27 protein-coding genes and 1 other RNA gene are annotated in these 22907 nt (G+C 49.7%); 22 read left to right on the top strand and 6 right to left on the bottom strand.

From position 1 onward, the window contains the following. Window positions 1-179: 179 nt before the first annotated feature. From GZZ87_RS10525 to GZZ87_RS10495, 7 genes are all read left to right on the top strand, one after another. The gene (locus GZZ87_RS10525; protein WP_162028295.1) at window positions 180-629 is read left to right on the top strand and encodes a hypothetical protein; all 450 of its coding nucleotides are present in this window, start codon (window positions 180-182) and stop codon (window positions 627-629) included. A gap of 53 nt (window positions 630-682) precedes the next feature. Further along, window positions 683-1012, top strand: coding sequence for a hypothetical protein (locus tag GZZ87_RS10520; RefSeq protein WP_162028296.1), 330 nt, complete (start codon window positions 683-685; stop codon window positions 1010-1012). Between the two features lie 82 nt (window positions 1013-1094). Continuing rightward, complete coding sequence (locus GZZ87_RS10515) at window positions 1095-1382, top strand: DUF3144 domain-containing protein (protein ID WP_162028297.1); 288 nt, start codon at window positions 1095-1097, stop codon at window positions 1380-1382. 86 nt (window positions 1383-1468) lie between these two features. Beyond that, window positions 1469-1909 (top strand): hypothetical protein, encoded by a 441-nt coding sequence (locus tag GZZ87_RS10510; RefSeq protein ID WP_162028298.1) that lies wholly within the window; start codon window positions 1469-1471, stop codon window positions 1907-1909. A gap of 364 nt (window positions 1910-2273) precedes the next feature. Beyond that, a complete protein-coding gene (locus tag GZZ87_RS10505) occupies window positions 2274-2414 on the top strand; it encodes a hypothetical protein (protein ID WP_162028299.1) in 141 nt (46 codons plus the stop codon). A gap of 177 nt (window positions 2415-2591) precedes the next feature. Continuing rightward, entirely contained in the window at window positions 2592-2906 is a 315-nt protein-coding gene (locus tag GZZ87_RS10500) for a DUF5076 domain-containing protein (protein ID WP_162028300.1), read from the top strand. 75 nt (window positions 2907-2981) lie between these two features. Beyond that, entirely contained in the window at window positions 2982-3539 is a 558-nt protein-coding gene (locus tag GZZ87_RS10495; protein WP_162028301.1) for a hypothetical protein, read from the top strand. A gap of 286 nt (window positions 3540-3825) precedes the next feature. On the opposite strand, the gene GZZ87_RS10490 is transcribed toward GZZ87_RS10495, so the two are convergent. Beyond that, window positions 3826-4746: an IS3 family transposase gene (locus GZZ87_RS10490; protein WP_162026961.1), complete on the bottom strand. Its 921-nt coding sequence runs from the start codon at window positions 4744-4746 to the stop codon at window positions 3826-3828. Continuing rightward, window positions 4746-5036 carry a transposase gene (locus GZZ87_RS10485; RefSeq protein ID WP_244648024.1) on the bottom strand — a complete coding sequence of 97 codons (291 nt, stop codon included), beginning with the start codon at window positions 5034-5036 and terminating at the stop codon, window positions 4746-4748. Before GZZ87_RS10485 ends, GZZ87_RS10490 begins: the two co-directional genes overlap by 1 nt. A gap of 319 nt (window positions 5037-5355) precedes the next feature. Here GZZ87_RS10485 and GZZ87_RS10480 point away from each other — a divergent pair, with 319 nt between their 5' ends. The 7 genes from GZZ87_RS10480 to GZZ87_RS10450 all read left to right on the top strand — a co-directional run bounded on the left by GZZ87_RS10480 (window position 5356) and on the right by GZZ87_RS10450 (window position 10770). Then, window positions 5356-5541, top strand: a complete 186-nt coding sequence (locus GZZ87_RS10480) for a hypothetical protein (protein WP_162027893.1) — start codon at window positions 5356-5358, stop codon at window positions 5539-5541. A 56-nt stretch (window positions 5542-5597) separates the two neighbouring features. Further along, on the top strand, window positions 5598-6152 hold the full coding sequence (locus GZZ87_RS10475; protein ID WP_162027894.1) for a hypothetical protein: 555 nt from the start codon (window positions 5598-5600) through the stop codon (window positions 6150-6152). Between the two features lie 620 nt (window positions 6153-6772). Then, window positions 6773-7507 (top strand): hypothetical protein, encoded by a 735-nt coding sequence (locus GZZ87_RS10470; protein WP_162051217.1) that lies wholly within the window; start codon window positions 6773-6775, stop codon window positions 7505-7507. Between the two features lie 21 nt (window positions 7508-7528). Further along, a complete protein-coding gene (locus tag GZZ87_RS10465) occupies window positions 7529-7900 on the top strand; it encodes a hypothetical protein (protein ID WP_162027896.1) in 372 nt (123 codons plus the stop codon). A gap of 614 nt (window positions 7901-8514) precedes the next feature. Continuing rightward, window positions 8515-9405, top strand: coding sequence for a transposase (locus tag GZZ87_RS10460; protein ID WP_162071444.1), 891 nt, complete (start codon window positions 8515-8517; stop codon window positions 9403-9405). 40 nt (window positions 9406-9445) lie between these two features. Continuing rightward, window positions 9446-10360 carry a transposase gene (locus GZZ87_RS10455; RefSeq protein ID WP_162027897.1) on the top strand — a complete coding sequence of 305 codons (915 nt, stop codon included), beginning with the start codon at window positions 9446-9448 and terminating at the stop codon, window positions 10358-10360. Between the two features lie 68 nt (window positions 10361-10428). Continuing rightward, on the top strand, window positions 10429-10770 hold the full coding sequence (locus GZZ87_RS10450) for a hypothetical protein (RefSeq protein WP_162027898.1): 342 nt from the start codon (window positions 10429-10431) through the stop codon (window positions 10768-10770). A 398-nt stretch (window positions 10771-11168) separates the two neighbouring features. Here the strand turns inward: GZZ87_RS10450 and GZZ87_RS10445 are convergent, their stop codons facing one another. Then, window positions 11169-12266, bottom strand: a complete 1098-nt coding sequence (locus GZZ87_RS10445) for a sugar kinase (RefSeq protein ID WP_162027899.1) — start codon at window positions 12264-12266, stop codon at window positions 11169-11171. Window positions 12267-12416: 150 nt separating this feature from the next. Between GZZ87_RS10445 and GZZ87_RS10440 the strand changes: the two genes are divergently transcribed. The 3 genes from GZZ87_RS10440 (at window position 12417) to GZZ87_RS10430 (ending at window position 16526) form a co-directional block, all read left to right on the top strand. Further along, on the top strand, window positions 12417-13514 hold the full coding sequence (locus GZZ87_RS10440; RefSeq protein ID WP_162027900.1) for a DNA-binding transcriptional regulator: 1098 nt from the start codon (window positions 12417-12419) through the stop codon (window positions 13512-13514). A 444-nt stretch (window positions 13515-13958) separates the two neighbouring features. Then, entirely contained in the window at window positions 13959-15587 is a 1629-nt protein-coding gene (locus tag GZZ87_RS10435; RefSeq protein WP_162027901.1) for an ABC-F family ATP-binding cassette domain-containing protein, read from the top strand. A gap of 12 nt (window positions 15588-15599) precedes the next feature. Further along, a complete protein-coding gene (locus GZZ87_RS10430; RefSeq protein WP_244648143.1) occupies window positions 15600-16526 on the top strand; it encodes a transporter in 927 nt (308 codons plus the stop codon). 247 nt (window positions 16527-16773) lie between these two features. Here the strand turns inward: GZZ87_RS10430 and GZZ87_RS10425 are convergent, their stop codons facing one another. The 3 genes from GZZ87_RS10425 to GZZ87_RS10415 all read right to left on the bottom strand — a co-directional run bounded on the left by GZZ87_RS10425 (window position 16774) and on the right by GZZ87_RS10415 (window position 18334). Next, window positions 16774-17049: an HU family DNA-binding protein gene (locus GZZ87_RS10425; RefSeq protein ID WP_162027902.1), complete on the bottom strand. Its 276-nt coding sequence runs from the start codon at window positions 17047-17049 to the stop codon at window positions 16774-16776. Window positions 17050-17204: 155 nt separating this feature from the next. Next, the gene (locus tag GZZ87_RS10420; protein WP_162027903.1) at window positions 17205-17402 is read right to left on the bottom strand and encodes a hypothetical protein; all 198 of its coding nucleotides are present in this window, start codon (window positions 17400-17402) and stop codon (window positions 17205-17207) included. After that, window positions 17402-18334 (bottom strand): hypothetical protein, encoded by a 933-nt coding sequence (locus GZZ87_RS10415; RefSeq protein ID WP_162027904.1) that lies wholly within the window; start codon window positions 18332-18334, stop codon window positions 17402-17404. Before GZZ87_RS10415 ends, GZZ87_RS10420 begins: the two co-directional genes overlap by 1 nt. Window positions 18335-18447: 113 nt before the next feature. Between GZZ87_RS10415 and GZZ87_RS10410 the strand changes: the two genes are divergently transcribed. The 5 genes from GZZ87_RS10410 (at window position 18448) to ssrA (ending at window position 22880) form a co-directional block, all read left to right on the top strand. Further along, window positions 18448-19503 carry a 3-deoxy-7-phosphoheptulonate synthase gene (locus GZZ87_RS10410; RefSeq protein WP_162027905.1) on the top strand — a complete coding sequence of 352 codons (1056 nt, stop codon included), beginning with the start codon at window positions 18448-18450 and terminating at the stop codon, window positions 19501-19503. Between the two features lie 32 nt (window positions 19504-19535). Continuing rightward, on the top strand, window positions 19536-20519 hold the full coding sequence (locus GZZ87_RS10405; RefSeq protein WP_162027906.1) for a malate dehydrogenase: 984 nt from the start codon (window positions 19536-19538) through the stop codon (window positions 20517-20519). A gap of 306 nt (window positions 20520-20825) precedes the next feature. Continuing rightward, on the top strand, window positions 20826-21791 hold the full coding sequence (locus tag GZZ87_RS10400) for a hypothetical protein (RefSeq protein WP_162027907.1): 966 nt from the start codon (window positions 20826-20828) through the stop codon (window positions 21789-21791). A 124-nt stretch (window positions 21792-21915) separates the two neighbouring features. Next, window positions 21916-22365: a prepilin-type N-terminal cleavage/methylation domain-containing protein gene (locus GZZ87_RS10395; protein WP_162027924.1), complete on the top strand. Its 450-nt coding sequence runs from the start codon at window positions 21916-21918 to the stop codon at window positions 22363-22365. Window positions 22366-22535: 170 nt separating this feature from the next. Continuing rightward, window positions 22536-22880, top strand: a transfer-messenger RNA (tmRNA) gene (gene ssrA, locus GZZ87_RS10390). Window positions 22881-22907 lie beyond the last annotated feature (27 nt).

The raw sequence follows: 22907 nt of genomic DNA, 5'->3' as shown, positions 1-22907 counted from the left end.
CTCCGCAACGCCCTATAGATTTACCTTCCAAATCTTAATTCTGATCAATCCCATACTAGCACTACAATAGAGACGTCCCAAACTAACCAGATGAAGTGCAGTTCCCATAAAAACCACACACCCCGCACCCTTGATATCATTCATTGAATGAATGACTTAACACTGATCTGCGAAAGAATATGAAAAAAATAATCACACTCATAACACTCTTCAGCATTGGGCTTACTTGCCTTGCATCCGATGAAATGGAAGCAGAATTTGAGGCACGTTTTCGAACATTCATTGAGTCCGGGAATGTCTCGATGGATGCGCTCAAAGAAGTCTGGGTTTACGAGGATACACCAACGAAACAGTTCATTGGAACCCAAGGAAATCTGGAGGCCACTATAAGCCGAGGATTAGACAGCCTAGCGATTGTTGAGATTTACCCAATGATGGCTGAAAGAATAAAGAAACCGATGACCATCGAAGGAACTGAATACGTCATCAATCTTGAGCCCTACAAAATGCTCGAGATTAAATACAAAAATAAAATCGAAGGAGGTTCTGCTGGTTGGAGCTACGTCTTAGGCAAGAGCGAGGACAAGCTCTACATGGTGGGACTCAAAAAGCAGATCAAGGCGGAGTGAGACAATAGATTTCGCTGCGCTCATCTATGCTCATCCTCGACGATCTACAGAAAATGAATAAGCAGAAAGCAATGATGACTTTATACAAAAGCACTTGGGTGGTGCTGGTCATTGCGATCTACCTAAAAGGGAAAGAATCGAACTTTGATACGATCCTACTCGGATCGATGATTTGCATGATCCTAGCAACATTTACCGCGATGTATTTAGCCGCGAAAGAATTAATTAGCCCAGGCTATGCAAAAAGAAATCTAACACTTGCGATTATATTCACCGCCTTTGGTGGAATCGGATTCATAATCTGGCCATTTCTAGTGAACTCAGAAATTGAAAAATCCAGAGGAGCTAGATCAACCACAACCAACCGACCAAATGAATCGTAGATCCAGTCGCAGCTATCAACTCCGTTCGCTCGTCCCTCACTCACTACGTCGATAGTGCTCTACGATATGCAGAAAATTAAAAATGGAAACTGATCCTGAATTTTTCAGTCGAGCTGATGCTCACATCAACCTCTCCAATAGCCAGATTCAGGCAGACATTGGCCCGGGAAAAGTGAGTGCATCACTTCTATATTCTGCAGCCCGATTCAATGCTTGGGTCACTGCGACCGGCTATTCGTCAGGCGATGAAATGAAAGCACAGAAAGAAGAAGTCATAGATTACTTTGCGACAGAATACATCAAGATGCTTGAAGAGAACCTTGACGAATACATCGAAAATTTTGATGAGCACATGGAGGTTCAGCGATGAACAGGCATATCCAGACGGAGCTATCAATTCCGTCCGCTCGTCCCTCGCTCACTCCACGATAGTCCTCCACGTTCTAAGAAGGAATAATGAGAATTTTTAACGCCATCGCTCTATCCATACTCATTTATAGTTATGCGAACGCAGAAGACTTCCTGTTCAGCGTTTCGGAATCATCTGAGCCAGATTCACCTTGGGCTCAGGAAAGCAAGTGGAGCGCATCGCAGGATAGAATCAAAGAATGCAAGCCTTGGGACGGCCACGGCCAATTGCCATTCAATGTTTCTGATTTTGTAAGTAAAGCGCATGATTACCTAAAGAGAAAGTATGACCTAGATGAAGGTCGTTCCGTTCACGCAATCGAGGTTCGTCGTATTGATCCAGACTCTACTGAGGATCATGTCATGAACCGCTGGTATATATCGATTTCATTTGCACATATAGAGAAAACTCTGCCTGAACAATCAGTGAATATCTTATCGAGCGGATTCATTGTAGTGCCTCAGGTAAAAAACACTCGAAGAAATTAGAACCAATCGCAGTGAGCAATGTCGCTATCGCGCCATCGCTCATGCTCGACGATATACAGAAAAAGAACCCAGATTTTTTTACCGCTTATGGACGCTAATTGAACGCTTATCCAGCACGACGTCAGAGATTTGATTTTAAGCGAAGTTAAGCGGATCCAGCTCTGCTGGCCTCTGAGAATATTTGAATTGAATGAATCCACATTCTAACCAGTCTGAACGAATCTTAAAAGTCCCACTGAAATGAACCTCAACCCCATCGAAGCGTCGAACACGATTGCACAGCCCTCGGTATATCCAGACGGCGCACTCAATAGATTTCGCTTCCGCTCATCTATCGAGTGGCCTCCACGATCTACAAAAAGAAATGAACATAGGAATCATTGCTGGCATATTGATCATGATACTAGGAGCGCTTGTGACAGATGCATCTGGAGTCGTCCCAGTCATACTCGTCCTAGCAGGTGCGACGATTTCAGGGGTCTCATGGCTTCAAACTCGAAGTTAAATAATTGAATGAAGCAAACCGATGAAAAGAGCTGACTCTGACGTAAATAAATCCATATTACAAAAAAGAGATTCAGCACACCCACAATCAACAGACAAAATGAAGCGTAGATCCAGTCGAGCTGCTCAATTCAGTTCGTGCCTCACTTCATGAGCACTCTTCACGTCTACAGAATAAATGAGAAAACTTCCCATTCCTCCTGACTGCCACTCTGCCGACCAAGCAATCGAGCTAATCAGTGGTTGGATTGTCGATCAGAAGCTACAGTGCTCACTCTACCCAAGCGTCTTCGAGAAGAACCCTGAGAATTGGGGAGTCCTGCTTGCAGATGCCGCTCGTCACATCTCCCGAGCACTCGAAGAAGAGGCAGGTATGGATAAAGATGAAGTCCTAAGTATGATCTGGAAGAAAATGAATGAGTCATGGAATGATCCATGGGAAGAGTTTGACGGTGATCACGTCGAATGGCCTACTACAGACGATGAAGCGTAGATCCAGTCACAGCTATCAACTCCTTTCGCGCTCCGCGCTTCAGTCGCGATAGTGCTCCACGTTCGCAAAAAGAAAATGACAAACTCAATCCAGCTTGAAGAGCTTCGAGAACTCTTCATCCGCTATGGCTGCAGTTCGTTCCACATGGCAAGGGATGGCTATTCAGATGAGTATGATCGCATACCACCTCAAAAGAAGAAGGAATGGACTGATGAGTATCGAGCAGACTTACTATCTCGATTCGAGTCTGATCCGTGCGACGGCCATGCTACTTCACAATTCCTGCATATCCTTGGCAGCGATGAGGAACAACTAGTTGATACTTTGCTCAATGCAATCGAAGTGAATCAAAAGAGAATCGACAGTTTATCAAAAATCATAATCTCAGAGAGGTTTCGAGACCATCTGCAGAAACGAAGGATCAAGCATCCAGGACGGAAAGCAAGGATGCGGGATTTAGGCATTTTGCTGTTAGAAAGTGCTCGCGGGGAGCCACAGTCCATTGCCCCCCGTTACAAAGAAATGAAATATATGACGGGGAAGCTTGATACAGCCGAAATTATCGAAAGAGCAAGTAAGTGCTTGTCCACCTTAGAAGGGATGCGAACCAGTCGCAGTGAGCAATGTCGCTAACGCGCCATCGCTCATGCTCGACGATATACAGAAGGAAGGAACCCAGATTTTTTAACCGCTTATTGACGCTAATTTACACTTATCCAGCACGGCGTGCGACAGAATTTAAATCTTAAGAATAAGCGTTCATAAGCGGAAATAAGCGGTCTCCAGCTCCGCTGGCCTCTGTGAATATTTGAGTTGAATGAAACCACATTCTAACCACCCTGAACGAATCTAAAAAGTCCCTGATGTGTCCTGAGTTTATCGGACAGAGGATTCCGTTCTTTTGTTAGTGTTATGTGGTTTAGTTGTGATTGATGCAAGCCGGTAGGCTTGCGTTCTGCTTACCCCCATGGGGGTAAAATTTTTCCTCAAACTGAATGGGGTTATTGTAGTCCAGTGAAGAGTGTTTTCTGAAACGGTTATAGAAGACTTCGATATACTCGAAGGCATGACTACGAGCGGCAGCCTCATCAAAGAAGATGGTATCACCGACACTCGATGTTTTGTATCTCCCGTAAAAAGATTCCTGGGCAGCATTATCATAGCAGTTGCCTTTAGCACTCATACTTTGACAGATGCCAAAGGACTTGAGCAATGTTTCATAGCTGTAGCTGGCGTAGGTGCTGCCTCGGTCGCTGTGATGGATCAGTCCTTCCGGCAGATCACCACCTCGGGTCAGAACCGCGCATTTAAGGGCCTTGCAAACCAGCTTCGAGTCATTGTCAGAGGAGACGCTCCAACCAATAATGCGCCGACTAAACAGATCCATCACTGTCGCCAGATAGCACCAGCCGTTTTGAACGCGTAGATAAGTGGTGTCGGCTACCCAAACTTGATCACATCCCTGCGGCTTGCCGAGTTTCTTCAGTAGGTTCGGGCTGTAACCGAAATCATGTTTACTGTTTGTGCCCAATGGCTTGAACCCTTTCTTCTGAGTGCTGTCGATCCGTAGTTCCTTCATTAAACGCAGGGTGCGGTCGCGGCCACAATCGAGCCCTTCATCTTGAAGGTGACGGTGGATTGGACGATGCCCGTAGACGCGCCCATTGGCTTGCTTGTGAACTTCGAGAATATGGCTCTTATAGGAGTTATCCTCCAGGCTGCGTGCGCTCGGGCTGCGCAGTTGCCAGTCGTAGTAGCCACTCCGACTCAGCTCGAAGCACTCGCACAGCTCCTTCACACTGTAGCGATCCTTGTTCTGATCAATAAATCGATACTGCATCACGCGCCCTCGCTGAAGTAGCCCACCGTTTTTTTTAGAATCTCATTCATTCGCCGAGCTTTCGCCAGCTCCTTACGTAGCTGTTCGTTCTCCTTGGCCAATGCCTTTGGACTTTGAGCACCCTCTGGAGCATTCGCCTCCAATTCGTCCAGATGCTTCTGCCTCCAGCTGTAGAGAACCCCTTCAGGGACTCCCAGTTGCTTCGAAACTTCCTTCACTGAAGTCCCGTCGATTAGTATCAGTTTAACTGCCTCTTGTTTGAACTCCGCAGTGTAGCGTTGCTTTTTCATAGTATGATCCTCTTGGTAAGAGAATCCCGTGTCCAGTTTTCTCAGGACACATCACCCACTGAAATGAACCTCAACCACTCCGAAGCGCCGAACCCGATTGCAACGCCCACTGGTATATCCAGACGGCGCACTCAATAGATTTCGCTTCCGCTCATCTATCGAGTGGCCTCCACGTTCTGGGAAAGAAATGAAAATACTGTTCACCATAATCTTAACAGCCCTGATCACATGGGGTGCGAGTAGCGTTTTTCACACAATCAAAATAAGAATTGATAGAACGGTTCATTTCACTGACGTAATCAGACCTCTTCAAGTGGCCATGTCTGAAATTCAACGTGATATGAATGAAGGAAAAACTGAATCGATGGAGCAAAAAATCGACTTCCTATGCGAGCAAGTATTCCTCCTAGAAACGGAAATCAACGATAACTCCCTGAATCCTATTTTTGACGAATACCGAAAGATCAACCAACAAGAACTAGTGAGTCCAGAACCAGTCCGATGAGGCAATAGATTTCGCTGGCGCTCATCTATTCCTCTCGTCTCCGTTGGCTACTAAAAATGAACCGTTTTATCATCATAGCACTTACTATACTCCTTATGTTTTCGGCTCTTAAGGGAGAAACCGCGCTGAAAATGGTTCGATACGACACTACGACTGAAAAAGGGAAAAAACACTATGCTGAAGTGATGAACCTGATCCTGACAGACTCTTTTAAAACCAAAGTTCAAGGACGAGTCGAAAAAGAACTAAAAGGCAACCTCGATCTAGCCGCTATAGAATCTGTGAAAGTCTGTTTCCTGCCCTATGAGAGTATAATCACTATTGAAGAACGGGGGGATTTCAGAGGACTTATCGAATCGAATTTTGCAGACGAGATCGTCAATTTTAATTTAACTTCGACAATCGACAGAACCATGAAGGAGGTCGAGGCTCAACGAGCAATATTAGACTCCCTGAAAATCAAGCTAGAAGACGATAGTCTCAGTGACTCTGAAAAAGCTCAATTGAATACGGAATTTGAAATCGAAATCACGAAATTATTTAAAATAAAATCAGAAGTAATGCTCGATGGTGAGCCTCAGTGGCGAATCGAAAAGCCAACCAGTCGATAGTATCAATTCCGTTACGGCTCCGCCTCCACTCCATCGATACATCTTCACGTTCACAGAAAGAATGAAAAATTACATAATACCATCACTCTTAATTTCAGTCGCACTTGTGTTGAGCGCATATCTGTTGAGCGCCTCAATCAGAGATCACGCTAACGCTTTAAGAGAATCAGGAAGTGAAGACAGGAAGGTTGAATTCGATCTCAGTGGCAGCATGAAGACTCTAATCTGGGGCCAGAGAAGAAGGGCAGGAGGTGGCATTCCAGTGTATGTCGAACCAAGCAGTTCCATTCACTTAATAGAAGAATGAGATGTGAACCAGTCGGAGCACTCAATGAGTTTCGCTTCCGCTCACTCATTAGTGTCCTCTACGATATGGGAAAGAATTGAAGAACCACAGATGACACCGATTTGCACAGATCTAAAGGCTGCAGAATAAAAGGAATCTGCGTTCATCTGCGTAATCTGCGGTTAAAAACAAACCGAGCCAAGGAAAGATAAAGCACTTGCCCAGAGCAGACTCACGGGACACGCTCGAATCCATATCCAGACGCTGCTGGACAATCCCATTCACGCTCCCAAACATCCGATAACCACTTAAACTTCAAAGCTCTCTGGCTGGGATGCCAGAGCTCCACGTTGTGAAAAGTAACATAATAGCCATCGTGTTTCTTAGCTTCTGGCTCGTAGGACTGCAGTCTGCGGAGTTCTATCAGCTACCGAACGGGAAAGCACCTAATCATTTAGAGCCTGATAACCTTTGGCTGCGCAGAATCCCAGAAGTTCTCCGTCCAGAACAAATCACAAATCTGGCTTTTTATGCCGCGAGACCTTCGTTCGCTGATGATTATTCACTCACTCTACACGAGAAAATTGAGTGGGAAGAAAACCCAGATTTTCAAGAAAGCGATGAGTTCACATTCGAAGCTGAAAAGAAAAGAAAATCTCTAGGTTTCTTTTTAACTTTCCGGATAGTCAAGGATGAGACTCCGCATGTGGTAGAAGTTTCACGTGCACTAGCAGTTGAGCTCAACAGACTGTGGATGAAGTGTTTGCTACAGACTGCCTACTCTAAAGAGAACTATCGCGGATTGGATGGAACCGATTACTTCTTTTCTTCGGGTCATATGCAAACTGGATATCATGGTGTGATATGGTCGCCACGAGTTGATACATTCCCTAGAAGCATGGTCGAATTCGCTGACTCTCTCTGCGAAAAGGTTGAAAAAGGAATGCAGTTATCTGAATCTGATGAAAAGGAGACCATTTCAAGAATCCACGAACTACAAATGAAACTAAATCACAACCAAACGGAGCTATCAACTCCGTTCGCTCGTCCCTCGCTCACTACGCGATAGTCCTCGACGATCTACAAAAAAATGAAGAAAGCATCTACCGTATTAAGCGTAACAGCATTCATAGCATCCATAGCGAGTTTGGACGCTGTCGAAATTGGAGAAACAAAGGCATCAGTATTGAGTGAGCTTGGTCAACCGAGGTCTTACATTCAGTCTTCGTCGAAAGAAATTCTGAATTACGAAAATAAAATCATACACATAACTGGTGGGCTTGTTGAGAATATCAGCTATCGCCCAATTCAAGCCGTTAAAAAAGAAATCAAAGAAGAGGAGCATTCAACCGCACCGAAGACTCCCAAACTTCACACCAAAAGCTATGTTGCATCACCCTATAGTGGAATTGTGGTTGTTCCTCAGGGAATCGAACTTCACCCGCTTCACACTGCCGAGTAGATCCAGACGGAGCTGGTCAACCCATTTTCGCCGCAGGGTATTCGACAATCATTTAAACCACTAATCACTCGGGCTGGGTGCCAGTCCTCCACGTTAGCCAGAAAAATAAATGATAGGAAAACCACATATTCACCTCCTACTACTGTCGGCAACGAATGTGTTTTTCACGTATTTATTTCTGAACTTAATTCCTCGAATGGAGCATTACTGGGCGAGCCTGCTTGACGGAGCTGCCTACCCCAAATTGGCACTACTGACATTTGAATACGGTTCACTAGGAACACTTCTTTTTTTGACGATCAGCTTAGTCACACTCGCTTTTAGCTTCATAAATAGAAAAAAAGATAACCAACAGGCATGGTCATCACTATTTGCTGCCTGCGCATTGACTGAACTGCTATACTTTACCGCGATCTCGTTGGGACTAATGTTGCCAGCACTTGCAATTTCAACCGAGCTAACAGGCTAACCAAACGGCGCACTCAATAGATTTCGCTACCGCTCATCTATCGAGTGGCCTCCACGCTAGGTAAGAGAACTAAAGAAGATAAAAGGGGTCAAACGCAAAATATAAAGATTTGACGACACTCACCGACTCTCGTTAATGTTGTCAAATGCCACGTAAAGAACGCATTGAGTATCCGGGAGCGATTTACCACGTAATCAGCCGTGGGAATTATCGCAAAAACTTGTTTACCGCTCAGACAACTGGGGCTGCATTTGAGAGGGCAATCTTCGAAGCAGTGGAGCGCTGTGGGTGGAAGTTGCACGCCTATGTGATCATGAGTAACCACTACCACTTGGCGGTGGAGACTCCGGATCCGAACTTAGTGGACGGAATGCGCTGGCTACAGAGCACCTTTGCTACGCGCTTTAACCGACTCCGCAATGAGCGCGGTCATGTATTCCAAGGGCGCTATAAATCGATCCTGATCAATGAGGATAGGCCATTGATCGGATTGATCAACTACATCCATCTAAACCCAGTGCGCGCGAAGCTTTGCACCGTTGATGAGCTGAAAGACTACGCGTTGTCCAGCTATCCGAAGTATTGGAAACGCAAACGGCCCGAAGGGCTGGATCGCGCGACACTGCTTTCGCTCTGTGACTTGCCAGATACGCTTGCTGGGATGCGAAAGTATGAAACACACCTGAAGCTACAGGACGAGGCAGATCCACGAAAACGTGAAGCCCTAGCGAAGCAATATTGCCGAGGGTGGTTTCTGGGAAGCCCCAAAGCCAAGAAGGATCTAGCAAAAGATTTAGCGAAATCAGCTCCGTTGGTGAACTGGGAGGGCGTCGATCTAAAGGAACTGAACGAAGTGCGCTGGGAGCAGATTGTTCAAAACGAGCTAAAGCGCTTAAAGAAGAAGGAAGACGCCATCACGCAAGACCCTAAAGGAGCGGACTGGAAGGTCAGCATCGCCAAACGCCTCCGCAAAGAAACCACAGCGAAGAATCCATGGATCGCAGGGAAGATAAAAGGGGTCAAACGCAAAATATAAAGATTTGACGACACTCACCGACTCTCGTTAATGTTGTCAAATGCCACGTAAAGAACGCATTGAGTATCCGGGAGCGATTTACCACGTAATCAGCCGTGGGAATTATCGCAAAAACTTGTTTACCGCTCAGACAACTGGGGCTGCATTTGAGAGGGCAATCTTCGAAGCAGTGGAGCGCTGTGGGTGGAAGTTGCACGCCTATGTGATCATGAGTAACCACTACCACTTGGCGGTGGAGACTCCGGATCCGAACTTAGTGGACGGAATGCGCTGGCTACAGAGCACCTTTGCTACGCGCTTTAACCGACTCCGCAATGAGCGCGGTCATGTATTCCAAGGGCGCTATAAATCGATCCTGATCAATGAGGATAGGCCATTGATCGGATTGATCAACTACATCCATCTAAACCCAGTGCGCGCGAAGCTTTGCACCGTTGATGAGCTGAAAGACTACGCGTTGTCCAGCTATCCGAAGTATTGGAAACGCAAACGGCCCGAAGGGCTGGATCGCGCGACACTGCTTTCGCTCTGTGACTTGCCAGATACGCTTGCTGGGATGCGAAAGTATGAAACACACCTGAAGCTACAGGACGAGGCAGATCCACGAAAACGTGAAGCCCTAGCGAAGCAATATTGCCGAGGGTGGTTTCTGGGAAGCCCCAAAGCCAAGAAGGATCTAGCAAAAGATTTAGCGAAATCAGCTCCGTTGGTGAACTGGGAGGGCGTCGATCTAAAGGAACTGAACGAAGTGCGCTGGGAGCAGATTGTTCAAAACGAGCTAAAGCGCTTAAAGAAGAAGGAAGACGCCATCACGCAAGACCCTAAAGGAGCGGACTGGAAGGTCAGCATCGCCAAACGCCTCCGCAAAGAAACCACAGCGAAGAATCCATGGATCGCAGAACGCCTGCAAATGGGACATCCAAACTACGTCAGTAATCTAGTGAATAAAGCATAAATCTTTAGATTTTGCGTTTGACCCCTTACCCGTAGCAAATTAGTTTTTTTGACGCAAGCTCACCTTCGATGAAGAAAATTGTCGCATTAACCGTTGTCATTATATCTGCCGTCGTAGTCATGACCCTGACTTTACGTTACCAATCTGTAACAGAAAAAAAGATTTCCAATTCGATGAAAGCAGACCGCCGATTCATCGATGTTACCGCCGACCTTTACTTTTTCGAGAATAAAGAAGCAAAGGACGTCTCACTAGAAGCACTCATTGAATGGTCGATTGCATACGAAGGTGACCAAAACTGGACTGACACCTTAGATCCTGAGGCTACATACAAATGTGAACTAAATAGAACTAAACGAAGATATGAGATTTATCACCCACGCCTTAATACCCCACTTATATGGGACTAGCGAATGATCGAACCAATCGCAGTGAGAGGGCCCAAATGGGGACATTCCGTCATTCTTATAATCACTAAGCTATCATTGTTATACATTCATTAAAAAAATCCCCGAAAAGCATTACCTTGAAGACGTAGACGTGACTAGCGTCACATCGCTACAATGCATACAGCCCTCCCCGATCCATGAGACGCAAATGGTGGGAAAGAAAAAACAGTCCGGAATGGCACGAACTTAAGGCGTTCTGATAAGTGAATTTGAATAAATCAAAAGCTTAACATCAAAGCGCCACCTAGACATACTTCAATCAAGCTAAGGGCTCAGCTGGGGGCATGCTTTAATGGATAACGTTTTGATCGCAACGAACATCCGTCGGCAACCCGATGCCGACGGATGTTCATGCAGACTTAGCGATCGACGCGTGCACCGCCGCCAGCCTTAACCTTCTGAACTTCCTTGAGCGACGCCATGGTGGTATCGCCAGGAGTAGTCATTGCGAGCGCGCCGTGAACACAGCCGTAGTCGACTGCCTCCTGCGGATCGTTCTCGGTGAGGAATCCGTAAATCAGACCGGATGCAAAACTATCGCCACCGCCGACGCGGTCAAGGATCTCGAGATCAGGAAACTTAATCGACTCGTAGAATTCACCATCGTGCCAAGCCATCGCTGCCCAGTCGTTGACGGTCGCGGATTTTACGGCACGGAGTGTCGTGGCGGTCGCCTTGAAGTTCGGAAACTCCTTGGTCGCTTTAGTGATCATGTTTTTGAACGCTTCAACTGGGATGTGAGAAATGTTTTCGTCCACACCTTCGACTTCGAAACCGAGGCATGCGGTAAAGTCTTCTTCATTACCGATCATCACATCGACATACTTTGCGATTTCGCGGTTCACTGCTTGGCATTTGGCAAGGCCGCCGAAGTCCTTCCACAAGGACGGGCGATAGTTCAAATCGTAGCTGACGATGGTGCCGTGCTTCTTGGCGCATTTCACGGCATCGAGCACAAACTCTGGAGTGGTCTCGCTGAGTGCGGCAAAGATACCACCGGTGTGGAACCAACGCACGCCGCGTTTACCAAAGATAGCTTCCCAATCGATATCGCCGACTTTGAGCTGACTCGCGGCGGTGTTACCACGGTCTGGGCAACCCACTGCACCTCGGATACCAAAGCCACGCTCAGTAAAGTTCAGCCCGTTGCGGACGTTGCGGCCGATACCGTCGTAGTCCACCCATTTGATGAATTGTGTATCCACGCCGCCTTGAAGGATGAAATCTTCAACCAAGCGCCCGACTGGATTGTCCGCAAATGCGGTGACAACGCCTGTTTTCAGGCCGAAGCAGCGACGTAGCCCACGAGCGACGTTATATTCGCCCCCACCCTCCCAGGCAGTAAATTGACGAGCGGTGTGCGAGCGGCCTTCGCCTGGGTCGAGGCGGAGCATCACCTCGCCAAGAGAGATGCATGCGTATTCACAAGATTCGGGGGATTTGATATCAATAGCCATGAGATGTTTAAATGTGGGGTTAATGTTTGTTAATTTAGGAAAGTGACGTGAGCAGATGAGTCTGCAGCTCAACAAACGAAGAATGCTAGTGGATTGTCGCCGACATTATAATTGCATAATATAGATATATTTTGCATAAATGCGCAGGATATGCAGGTGAAACATGTATTCATGGTATTAGGCAGCTACGACCAGTCGGCGCACGAAGGGATCGCTCAATATGCAGGGCAGCATGGCTGGCATTTGAACGTCAGTATATTAAAGGACTTTCAACTACCCGAGCATTGGCAGGGCGACGGCATTATCACATCGCTCAATAATAGCCGCGCGTTGGAGGAATTTGTATTGCAGGCCAACGTGCCCACAGTGGATCTGTCGATTTGGCGTGAGGATATCGACCTACCTCGGGTGGCGGCCGACAATCCAGCGCTTGGCCGAGTAGGCGCCGAACACTTTTTGAACATGGGGCATCGGCATTGCGCATGGTTTGCGCTGGCGAGCAATCCTGTGAGCCGCGCACGCTATATCGCCTATAGCGAGCGCCTCTTGGACGCTGGTATCACATGCATTCGACTCGACACCACGCGCCCCCAAGACGCCACTTATATCACGCAGCGGCTGCACGAATTACCAAAGCCCTGCGCCATTTACACGAAGAGCGACTACGACTCGGTCTGGCTCTCAAACCTCTGCATGGCCGCGGGACTGCGCGTGCCCGACGACATCGCAATCCTCGGAGCGGATGACAATCGGCTGATCTGCGAAAACCAAGCGGTGCCACTCTCGAGCGTGCGTCACGACTTAAAGACGATCGGCTACGAAGGTGCCGCGATGCTCGACCAATTGATGAACGGTCAACGGCTGGAGCAACGTCTCAAATTGATCCAGCCGCGCGGCATCACAATTCGCCAAAGCACCGATGCCCTAGCGGTGACTGACCCATTGATCCGCAAACTACTGGAATATCTAAAGTCCAACTTCAAGCGCTCGATCGGCACCGTCGAACTCGCCGAAATGTTTGGCATCAGCCGGCGCAGCTTAGAGACCCGCTTTCGCACGAGTATGCACACGAGTATTCGTGAGCATTTGATCAGCATTCGTATCGACGAAGCAAAGCGCCTGCTCAGCTATACCGACGAGCCCATCGAAACCATCGCCGCGTTAACCGGATTCTGCCACGCTCCCCATTTTAGTAATACCTTCAAAAAGCAAGAAGGCCTGTCGCCGATCCGGTATCGCAACCGGTAAGAACCGCACATCAAGAATTGTGATTTTTCGCTCAACACATTCGGGAGGGGCGTGGACTAGCTCAGATGTCTCCGCTTCGTCTTGCGGTGTGCTAGTGCTGAGGGTCGGTGCTGAGGCTCGGTGCTGAGGTTCGGTGCTGGGGCTCGGCGGACGGCGCGGAGGCCATCCCTCCCCCAACAACTCACACATTCAGCAGGTCCACATGAGCCACAGCACTTTTCAGAAATCATGATGCGCGTGAGTATGATACAGCCCGAGAACTCCTCGGGCTTTTTTGTGTCCTGAGTCACGCACACCTTTTTCTTTGCCATTCGGAAATCAGCTGCTTACATACCGCGCCTTTGCCCCTTCGGGCCTAAAGTGAGAGTGAAGGTGCAAGTGCTGACCGCCAGCCTCCTCACGCTTTAATCACTCTCACGCTCACCACCACTCATCACTTTTCTCATGATTACGATCAATCAAGTCTATCACAACTTCGGCAAGAAGGTTCTCTTTAACAAGATTAACACCGTCATCGGTGCACGTGATCGCATCGCACTCATCGGTTCCAACGGCTCCGGCAAGACGACTCTACTGCGCATGCTAATGAATGAGCTCGAGCCAGAAGAAGGCTCCATCGACAAGCCAGACTACGTCAGCGTCGGCTATCTGCCACAGGACGGCATCTCCGTATCTGGCAAGACCCTCTTCAAAGAAGCCGAGAGTGCATTCGGCGACGTGCTCGAACTTCAAAAGAAAGTTGAGCAGGCCGAAGAAGAAATGGTCGAGATGGACACCAGTGAAGATGCTTACTACGACTTGATCGACCAAATCGGTGAATGGGAGCAACAACTCGAAGACCACGAGCCGCACAAGATGAAGTCCCGCGTCGAGAAGATCCTCATGGGCATGGGCTTTAAGGCGACCGACTTCGACCGTGACACTGGCGAGTTCTCCGGAGGTTGGCAGATGCGTATCGCGCTCGCCAAGCTGCTTCTCCAAAACCCGTCCCTCATCATTCTCGACGAACCGACCAATCACTTGGACATCGTTTCGCAGAACTGGGTCGAGCAATACCTCAAACACTACCAAGGCTCACTCATCGTAATTTCTCACGACCGCGCCTTCCTCGACGAAGTCACTGACCGCACACTTGAACTCAAGATGGGCGACCTCAACAGCTTCAAGGGCAACTACACCTTCTACGTTAAAGAGACCGAAAAGCGCCTCGAAGTGCTGCGCAAGGCCTACGCCAACCAGCAAAAGGAGATCAAGGAAGTCAAAGACTGGATCACCCGCTTCCGCTCCAACGTCAAAAAGGCAAGCATGGTGCAGAGCCGTATTAAAGCGCTCAACAAGATGGAGCTCATCACTATCCCACGCGATGAGAAGAAGATGTTCTTCCGCTTCCCGAAGGCACCACCAGCCAGCGCCAAGGTCATCACCATCACCGACCTGCACAAAGCCTACGACGACAACGTCATCTTTAACGGCCTCAACCTTCGTATCGACAAAGGTGACCGCATCGCAGTCGTCGGTGTCAACGGCGCCGGTAAATCTACCCTCGCCCGCATCATGGCCGGCACCGAACCCTATCAAAGCGGCACTGTCGAAAAGGGTCTCAACACCGTGCTCGGCTACTTCGCCCAGTCGCAAGCCGAAGAGCTCGACCCCGAGAACACCGTGCTACAGGAAGTCGAAGAGGCCGCAATCGGCAACGACGACGCCAACCCGCGCGGGGCACTGGGCGCACTGCTCTTCTCCGGCGACGAAGCACTTAAGAAGACATCCGTCCTCTCTGGGGGTGAGAAAAACCGCGTCGCACTTGCCAAGATGCTCATGCATCCGAGCAACTGCATGATTCTCGACGAACCGACCAATCACCTTGATATCAAATCCAAGGAAGTGCTACAGGAAGCGATCAATCTCTTCGAAGGCACCGTCATTCTCGTCAGTCACGACCGTGCCTTCCTCGATGGCGTGGTCAACAAGGTGCTCGAAGTCTCTCCTGGCAGCACACGTATGCTCACCTGTAACGTCTCCGAATACATCGAACGCCTCGAACAAGAAACGGCCGAAAAGCTCGGTAAGTAAGTAACAACTCCGATGCTCAAGCATATTGCCAAACGCCTCCTGCTCGCTTTCAGCTTAGCTGGAGGTTTGGCAACATCGCTCTGCGCACAGGAGCTCACGCCACGGCGTTGGAGTCACTTGCCGTCCGACATTAACGTGATCGGAGTCGGCCAGGTCTATACAGAGGGCGACATCTACTTCGACCCAGCCCTCAACCTAGAGGACGTCGAAATGACGATCCACACCACGGCCGTTCGTTACGTGCGCACCTTCTCACTATTAGAGAAGTCTGCCCGCATCGAACTAGCCCAAGGTTATCAAGACGCCGAATGGGAAGGTAAAGTCGACGGCGTAGAGGCGAAAGCCAAGCGCAATGGCATTACCGACTCTTCCATGCGCTTCGCCATTAATCTCTACGGCGCCCCCGCCCTCAAAGGCAAAGCGTTCAAAGACTACCGAAAATCCGTCTATCAATCTGAAACGATCGTGGGAGCAGGTGTCGTCGTCACCCTACCCACCGGCCAATACTACAACGACAAGCTACTCAATATCAGCGGCAACCGCACCGTCATCCGTCCACAACTCGGGGTCGTCCACAATCGCGGCAAATGGACTTACGAAGGCACCGTCGCAGCATGGTGCTACACCAAGAACGACGATTTCTGGAACGACAATGAACTCGAGCAAGACCCGTTCTATGCCGCCCAAGGGCACCTCATCTATACTTATAAGCCCGGCATCTGGGCAAGCGCCAGCATCGGTTACGGCGAAGGCGGCGAGTCGAAAGTCAACGGCATCCGCAAGCACGACCGCAAGCGCAACCTAGCGTGGGCATTCAGCGCTGGCTATTCATTCACCCCTCGCTTTGGAGTCAAGGCCGCCTACGTCGGCACAGAAACACAAACCGACAAAGGCTTCGACAGCACCAGCTTTGCGCTCGCGGCTTCTTACGTCTGGTAGGCGTAAGGCTAGAGCTGCTCACGAAGGGTGAGTCGGCAAAGTTGCCCCCTCCCCCACGGTTAATCACGCACTTAGCATTGCCCTATGAAAGTGCGGATCATTCGATCTGGTTTTCAACACACAGCTCATTCCCACACAGTGAGATTCGCCCACAGCACGCCAACCACACAGCATTCCACTCCTTATCAACGAAAAAACCCGCAGCCTAAGCTGCGGGTTTCTGAAAAGCGTGGTCTTGGGGTAAAGACTAGAGAACAGCCTTGAGGCCAGCTCCTGCTTTGAACTTAACTGCTTTAGAAGCTTTGATGCGGATCTTCTCACCAGTTTGTGGGTTGATGCCGTCACGAGCTGCGCGTTGTGTTACGGAGTATGTGCCGAAACCAATAAGTTGAACATTCTTGTCCTTCTTGATGCCCTTCTTGATACCTTCAAGAACGGCTTCGATAGCGCGCTCTGCCGCTGCTTTGGATGTGTCTGCCCCTAGTGATTTTTGCACTTCTGCAACAAGTTCTGCTTTGTTCATAAACGTGTATATTTGTTATTGAGGTTATTTGGCCTTATGACCGTAAGAGAAGAGACGCCTCGAACTCGGAATCGTCAACATCAAATCGCCCTGAAGGTGCTATTTCCCTACGTTTACGGGGCATACCCGTCCGCCACACCGCTCCCAGAGCTATATCAACGCCCTTGTTGCGCCTCAACCACCTGTTTTAAAAGGATTTCGACCGCCTCAACAATTGAAACCCCTCGATCTGATGCAATTTGACCCGCTCGTTTGAAAAGCTGCGAAGCCATCATTTTAGCCTGCTCCTCAGAAGCTCCCATTTTCAAAAATAACGATTTGATAAGATTCAGCTGATCCTGCTCGGTTTCCATTATTCAGAGCCCTCCGATTTCGCCGAAAACAGCGCCTCAATTTCGACAGATCCGCCGTCATGGTTCAGCGACTCTCCAACCACAGCATAACGCGTCTTTAACAATGCCACACCTTGCCACCCAGTTTCAGTCGAAAATGCACTGCGCAACTCCCCAACTTTCTTCGACTCTGCACTATATAATGCAATCGGGCACTGCGGAGCCTTCTCAGCACCAGAAACCCGGAACAAAGCACGCTGCGGTCGTCCCACATTGTGCATCCGTGCAACCACCTCCTGCCCGAGATAGCAGCCCTTCGTCAGCGACACACCCCTGCCAACCAATGCCCCCTCACCAGGCAAATCCCCCGGACCGATCTCATCAGGCACACTCGGCACCCCCGCCGCGATCCGCGCCAGTTGCACCTGTGCCTCACAAACAAAGATAACCCCGCTGTCCTCAATGCGCTTCTTAAGCCCTGCAATCACCGCCGATGACTCCGACCACAGCTCAAAGCATGGCTGCAACGAACGACGCCCACGAAAAATCCGTAGTCCGTCCACGTCCACAAACGCATCAGTCGCTGGCAGCGAATAGCCCATCGCACTCAATGTATCCTCAGCTCCTTCCCCCACCAGTGCGATCGACGCACCCGTTGGCAAAACATCGATCTCCACATCATCCGCAATGATATGCTGCTCCAGTTTCTGCTCAATCACCTCAGCAGCGGAGCATTCACTGAGAACACGAAAACGCTCCTCGCCCTCGCAAAGCACCACACTATCGGCAATCACCTTACCTTTGACGTCCAGCCACAGCCCATAGGTGCACTGCCCCGCCTCAAACGGACGCAGCTCGTTCGAGAACTGGCTCTGCAAAAAATCCGCCGCATCCTCATCCGTCACCAGCAGGTGTGCCGCTAGCTCATACTCATATCCAAAAACAGACTCCATAGGCCGCAACTTGCCCGACTTTTACAAATTATCAATGTGAGAATTCGAGTTTCACGCACGGATTGGAATTATGGCTTGTTCCCACACACAAGGTTCGTTACACATCGCCGCCTGTGAAAAAAGTCACCGATATCAATATCTCTTCCAAAACTCTGCTACCATCTCCACTCGCACTTTGCGAAGAGATCGAAAAAACGGAAGCCGCAGGCAAATTCGTCGCTGAGAGTCGCGAAGCCATTAACAAAATTATCTTCGGAGACGACCGCCGACTCCTCGTTGTCGTAGGCCCCTGCTCGATCCACGACCTGAAGGCTGGCCGCGAATATGCGCACAAGCTCGCCGCACTCGCAGAAGAGGTCAAAGACCGTATGCTGCTCGTCATGCGCGTCTATTTCGAGAAGCCACGCACCACCGTCGGCTGGAAGGGACTGATCATGGATCCGAACCTCGACGGCACGAGCGACATTCCCGAAGGCCTACGTATCGCCCGCCGCTTCCTTAAAGAAGTGATCGACCTCGGCGTGCCAACCGCCACAGAGCTACTCGATCCGATCACACCGCAATACATTGCCGACCTCATCTGCTGGTCCGCAATCGGCGCGCGCACCACCGAGAGCCAGACACACCGCCAGATGGCATCCGGCCTCTCCATGCCCCTCGGCTTCAAAAACGGCACCGACGGCGGCCTCACCGTAGCGCTCAACGCAATCAAGGCAGCCAGCCAAGAACAAACTTTCCTCGGCATCGATAACGAAGGTAAGGCCAACGCGCTGACAACCAACGGCAATCCAAACTGCCACATCGTCCTCCGCGGCGGCTCTAAAGGCCCGAACTACAGTGTCGAAGATGTCAAAAAGACACGCGAACAACTCGAAGCCGCAGGCCTCACGCCCGCGATCATGACTGACTGCAGCCACGCCAACAGCGCAAAAGACCCAGCTCGTCAGCCAGCCGTGTTCGAAGAACTCGTCAGACAGAGCCTCACCGATCCAAGCATCATTGGCGGCATGGTTGAAAGTAACATCAACCACGGCGCTCAATCCTTCCCGCAGCCAGTCGAAGACCTCAAATACGGCGTATCCATCACAGACGGATGCATCGATTGGGACACGACCGAGAAGATGATCAAAGATGCTTACCAAGCATTAGCACCCACCTTCACTGCTTAATTACACCATAACCCAATAGAAAAACGAAAATCATGAGTAAACAACCTATTCGCGTCGCAGTCACCGGAGCAGCCGGAAACATTGGCTATGCCCTTCTTTTCCGTATCGCTTCTGGCGCTATGTTCGGCCCCGATCAACCAGTTGCACTGAATCTGATCGAAATCCCACCCGCACTGGACGCACTTAAAGGTGTCGTCATGGAGCTCGACGACTGCGCGTTCCCACTCCTCAAAGACGTCGTAGCGACAACTGACCTCGACGAAGGTTTCAAGGATGTCAACTGGGCATGCCTTGTTGGTTCCGTCCCTCGTAAGGCAGGCATGGAGCGTGGCGACCTACTCAGCATCAATGGCAAAGTCTTCACTGGCCAAGGCAAAGCGATCTCCGCAAACGCAGCAGCAGACGTCCGCGTTCTCGTCGTCGGCAACCCTTGCAACACTAATTGCCTCATCGCAATGAACAACGCAGAGAACGTGCCAAACGATCGCTGGTTCGCAATGACCATGCTCGACGAAAATCGCGCCAAGACACAACTCGCCCAAAAGGCAGGTGTCGACGTGACCGAGGTCACCAACATGACCATCTGGGGCAACCACTCCGCGACTCAGTATCCAGACTTCTACTCCGCACAAATCGGCGGCAAGTCTGCAGCTGAAGTCATCGGCGACGAAGCATGGCTCAAGGACACCTTCATCCCTGACGTGCAAACACGTGGCGCAGCGATCATCAAGGCACGCGGCCTCTCTTCTGCTGCATCTGCTGCCAACGGCATCGTTGATGCAGTTCGCAAGATCGTCACACCGACACCAGCAGGCGACAGCATCAGCATGTGCATCTGCTCCGACGGCAGCTATGGCACGACTCCAGGCCTCATCACGTCACTTCCAGTCCGTTCCGACGGCACCAAGATCGAAGTCGTGCAAGGCATCGAAATCAACGAGTTCAGCCGCGCGAAAATCGACGCCTCCGTAAAGGAGCTCGAAGAAGAACGCGAAGCAGTCAAAGACCTCATCTAAAAGTCGAACGTCTATCGTTTTCAAACAAAGCCCGACGCATACACGCGTCGGGCTTTTTTGCGCTCAGCTGCAACGCACGCAGCACAGCCCTGCCAGCACTAAAGGAAAGTGCTAATTAAACGTAGCCCATAATTAAGGCAATGCCCCCAACACTAAATCACATAAGGCCCAAGCCATTCAAAACAATGGTATTTAGGTGGGAACAACGCACCGCAAAGTATTGACTCACCAGCGAAGAATCAGGAGAAATCCAGACACTATTCACGCATATCATCCATTAGTGGTGACACCTCTAATGAGTCCCAAATGATCTCCTATCTGCATATATTAATACGCGTCGAAGACGATGGTTCGCTACATGCGTTAGGAGCATTCACCACCAAAGAAAAAGAAACCGGCTACCGAACTGCGGCAGGCCTGCAAGAAAGCCAAGTTCGCTTAGACTTTCACAACGGCCCCTTCGAAGACGACACAGAAGTGATCTATGCTGGGCACCGACGTTGGAATATGGATCGCTTTCAACTCGCAGGCTACTTCAAGAGCGAAAGCGAGGCATGGACACGGGTCACACAAGATGGCTATGTGAGCGTGCTAAAAATAGACACGGATTACGCTACAGAACAAGCGCTCAAAGCAGAAGCTCTCGAGCGCTACACTAAGCTACAAAAACGTTGGCGCCTCCTCCCCTATGAAGAACTCATCGCACGAGAAGGCATCGATAAAACACTAGCAAATATCATGCTGCGCTTCCACGAAGACGCACTCGAATCCTTCAAGCCCAAGAGCCGTCGAGACATAAGAGCACTGTATGCACTCTGCGCCCTAATCCCAGCCCTGCCACTCGCCATTTTCTACTCTCTAAGCAGCTCACCCGACTTCGGCGAAAACGTAGAGTCTGTAAAATGGCTACCCAACTATGCCTCCCAAGTCTCCTACTACCGCTCAAAACAAGTTCAAGTCTACGAGTTCACTATCAGCCCCGAAAATTTCAATCGATGGGCTCGAAGCAATCAGATGAAAGTGCAGCACCTCAGCGAGCCAGAAATCCTCAGCCGCTATAAAGCCTACCTTCCAGTCGATAAGACCCAGCAAGCCAAACCAATCACTCCCGACAACAGCATCTCGGCTGAACAATTCAAAGCTTGGCAAAGCGCGATTAGCATCACAATGCGCAATGGACTCATCGTCCAGAATACAGAGCACCGCACAGGCACCGTGATATACGACCCCCACACACACAAAGCCTACGTTGAGAATCTAATCAACGACTAGCAACGACTAGCAAGTCGTTGCTATCAACAAGTTACTGAACCAGCGAATCTGCCCACTGGGTTGACATTCCCGTAGAAGATGAGAAGCTCATACTCCATACGAATAGCGTATACACCCCACCCCAATGCAGAACAAACCCCCCAGAGGATTTTCACTCGTCGAGCTACTGGTTGTCGTCTCAGTCATTAGCATCCTCGCGCTCCTAGCCGTCCCAGAGGTCATGACAGCAGCGCACCGCGCAAAAACCACTGTAACGGCAAACGACATCCGCGTTATCACCAAAGCCATCGAATACTACAGCACCGCCAAAGGCGCTTACCCAGCACGCATGAGCATCAACAGCCTACCGGAGCCGATTAAAGGATACCTACCCAAAATATGGACCGACGGCACTTACAGTTGGTCCTACCGTAATAGTGACAAATTCACGTATTTTTACGTCTACAACTTAGACTTCACTCCAGAGCAAGCACTACACCTCGATTCAATAGTCGACGACGGCAACATTGGCACAGGAAAAATGGTCATCGGGATGGGCGGATCAGGCCTGATGTATCTATTCAAAGACCGCTAAATCGCCCTCGAAAGTCGAGATAAAGCACTAAAGCGAGACTTGCAATTTGGCTCAAGCCGCGTGACAGTTCAGTTCGTTCTTTGAGAGAACCTCCGCAAACGCGGACCAAGTTCTTTCCGTATCTTTCCCTAAATTCTTAATTCTACATTTTGAATTCCTAATTCTTTCTAGGGGGTGTCACGGATTCGACCTTGTGTCGTAATGCGAGGCTGCATGTCGGAGATAATGGAGGCTCCGTATCAATCCATTACAAATAATAATTGGCGAAGAACAATTCGCTCTTGCTGCTTAAAGCGGCAACGTTTCACCCTAGACACCTGCTAAGGGAGTGAGGCGTCGACTAGCAGGCATAACTGATGATTTGGCTTCCGCTCATCGGTTGTATTTAGGAAGCCTGGAAACTGGATAGCTCGCATTTAGGCGATCCGGCAACGACAATAAATTGAAAGCTAAGCATGTAGATGCCACGTATGAAAGCACGAGGGACGCGGGTTCGACTCCCGCCACCTCCACCACTACCCAAGCGCAATAAGAAGGAATTT

Origin of the sequence: Lentimonas sp. CC4 (assembly GCF_902728235.1) — a bacterium.
Taxonomy (GTDB): domain Bacteria; phylum Verrucomicrobiota; class Verrucomicrobiia; order Opitutales; family Coraliomargaritaceae; genus Lentimonas.
Note: the sequence above shows the minus strand (reverse complement) of the source record. Positions and strands in the feature narration are given on the sequence as shown.

Bases quoted from the DNA above. Each gene is read 5' to 3' on its own strand.
- GZZ87_RS10480 (WP_162027893.1), top strand. From the start codon at position 5,356: ATGTCTGAAATTCAACGTGATATGAATGAAGGAAAAACTGAATCGATG.
- GZZ87_RS10405 (WP_162027906.1), top strand. From the start codon at position 19,536: ATGAGTAAACAACCTATTCGCGTCGCAGTCACCGGAGCAGCCGGAAAC.
- GZZ87_RS10460 (WP_162071444.1), top strand. From the start codon at position 8,515: ATGCCACGTAAAGAACGCATTGAGTATCCGGGAGCGATTTACCACGTA.
- GZZ87_RS10440 (WP_162027900.1), top strand. From the start codon at position 12,417: ATGCAGGTGAAACATGTATTCATGGTATTAGGCAGCTACGACCAGTCG.
- GZZ87_RS10520 (WP_162028296.1), top strand. From the start codon at position 683: ATGAATAAGCAGAAAGCAATGATGACTTTATACAAAAGCACTTGGGTG.
- GZZ87_RS10475 (WP_162027894.1), top strand. From the start codon at position 5,598: ATGAACCGTTTTATCATCATAGCACTTACTATACTCCTTATGTTTTCG.
- GZZ87_RS10395 (WP_162027924.1), top strand. From the start codon at position 21,916: ATGCAGAACAAACCCCCCAGAGGATTTTCACTCGTCGAGCTACTGGTT.
- GZZ87_RS10465 (WP_162027896.1), top strand. From the start codon at position 7,529: ATGAAGAAAGCATCTACCGTATTAAGCGTAACAGCATTCATAGCATCC.
- GZZ87_RS10510 (WP_162028298.1), top strand. From the start codon at position 1,469: ATGAGAATTTTTAACGCCATCGCTCTATCCATACTCATTTATAGTTAT.
- GZZ87_RS10495 (WP_162028301.1), top strand. From the start codon at position 2,982: ATGACAAACTCAATCCAGCTTGAAGAGCTTCGAGAACTCTTCATCCGC.
- GZZ87_RS10515 (WP_162028297.1), top strand. From the start codon at position 1,095: ATGGAAACTGATCCTGAATTTTTCAGTCGAGCTGATGCTCACATCAAC.
- GZZ87_RS10445 (WP_162027899.1), bottom strand. From the start codon at position 12,266: ATGGCTATTGATATCAAATCCCCCGAATCTTGTGAATACGCATGCATC.
- GZZ87_RS10425 (WP_162027902.1), bottom strand. From the start codon at position 17,049: ATGAACAAAGCAGAACTTGTTGCAGAAGTGCAAAAATCACTAGGGGCA.
- GZZ87_RS10435 (WP_162027901.1), top strand. From the start codon at position 13,959: ATGATTACGATCAATCAAGTCTATCACAACTTCGGCAAGAAGGTTCTC.
- GZZ87_RS10450 (WP_162027898.1), top strand. From the start codon at position 10,429: ATGAAGAAAATTGTCGCATTAACCGTTGTCATTATATCTGCCGTCGTA.
- GZZ87_RS10490 (WP_162026961.1), bottom strand. From the start codon at position 4,746: ATGCAGTATCGATTTATTGATCAGAACAAGGATCGCTACAGTGTGAAG.
- GZZ87_RS10430 (WP_244648143.1), top strand. From the start codon at position 15,600: ATGCTCAAGCATATTGCCAAACGCCTCCTGCTCGCTTTCAGCTTAGCT.
- GZZ87_RS10415 (WP_162027904.1), bottom strand. From the start codon at position 18,334: ATGGAGTCTGTTTTTGGATATGAGTATGAGCTAGCGGCACACCTGCTG.
- GZZ87_RS10470 (WP_162051217.1), top strand. From the start codon at position 6,773: ATGCCAGAGCTCCACGTTGTGAAAAGTAACATAATAGCCATCGTGTTT.
- GZZ87_RS10485 (WP_244648024.1), bottom strand. From the start codon at position 5,036: ATGAAAAAGCAACGCTACACTGCGGAGTTCAAACAAGAGGCAGTTAAA.
- GZZ87_RS10420 (WP_162027903.1), bottom strand. From the start codon at position 17,402: ATGGAAACCGAGCAGGATCAGCTGAATCTTATCAAATCGTTATTTTTG.
- GZZ87_RS10525 (WP_162028295.1), top strand. From the start codon at position 180: ATGAAAAAAATAATCACACTCATAACACTCTTCAGCATTGGGCTTACT.
- GZZ87_RS10455 (WP_162027897.1), top strand. From the start codon at position 9,446: ATGCCACGTAAAGAACGCATTGAGTATCCGGGAGCGATTTACCACGTA.
- GZZ87_RS10500 (WP_162028300.1), top strand. From the start codon at position 2,592: ATGAGAAAACTTCCCATTCCTCCTGACTGCCACTCTGCCGACCAAGCA.
- GZZ87_RS10505 (WP_162028299.1), top strand. From the start codon at position 2,274: ATGAACATAGGAATCATTGCTGGCATATTGATCATGATACTAGGAGCG.
- GZZ87_RS10400 (WP_162027907.1), top strand. From the start codon at position 20,826: ATGATCTCCTATCTGCATATATTAATACGCGTCGAAGACGATGGTTCG.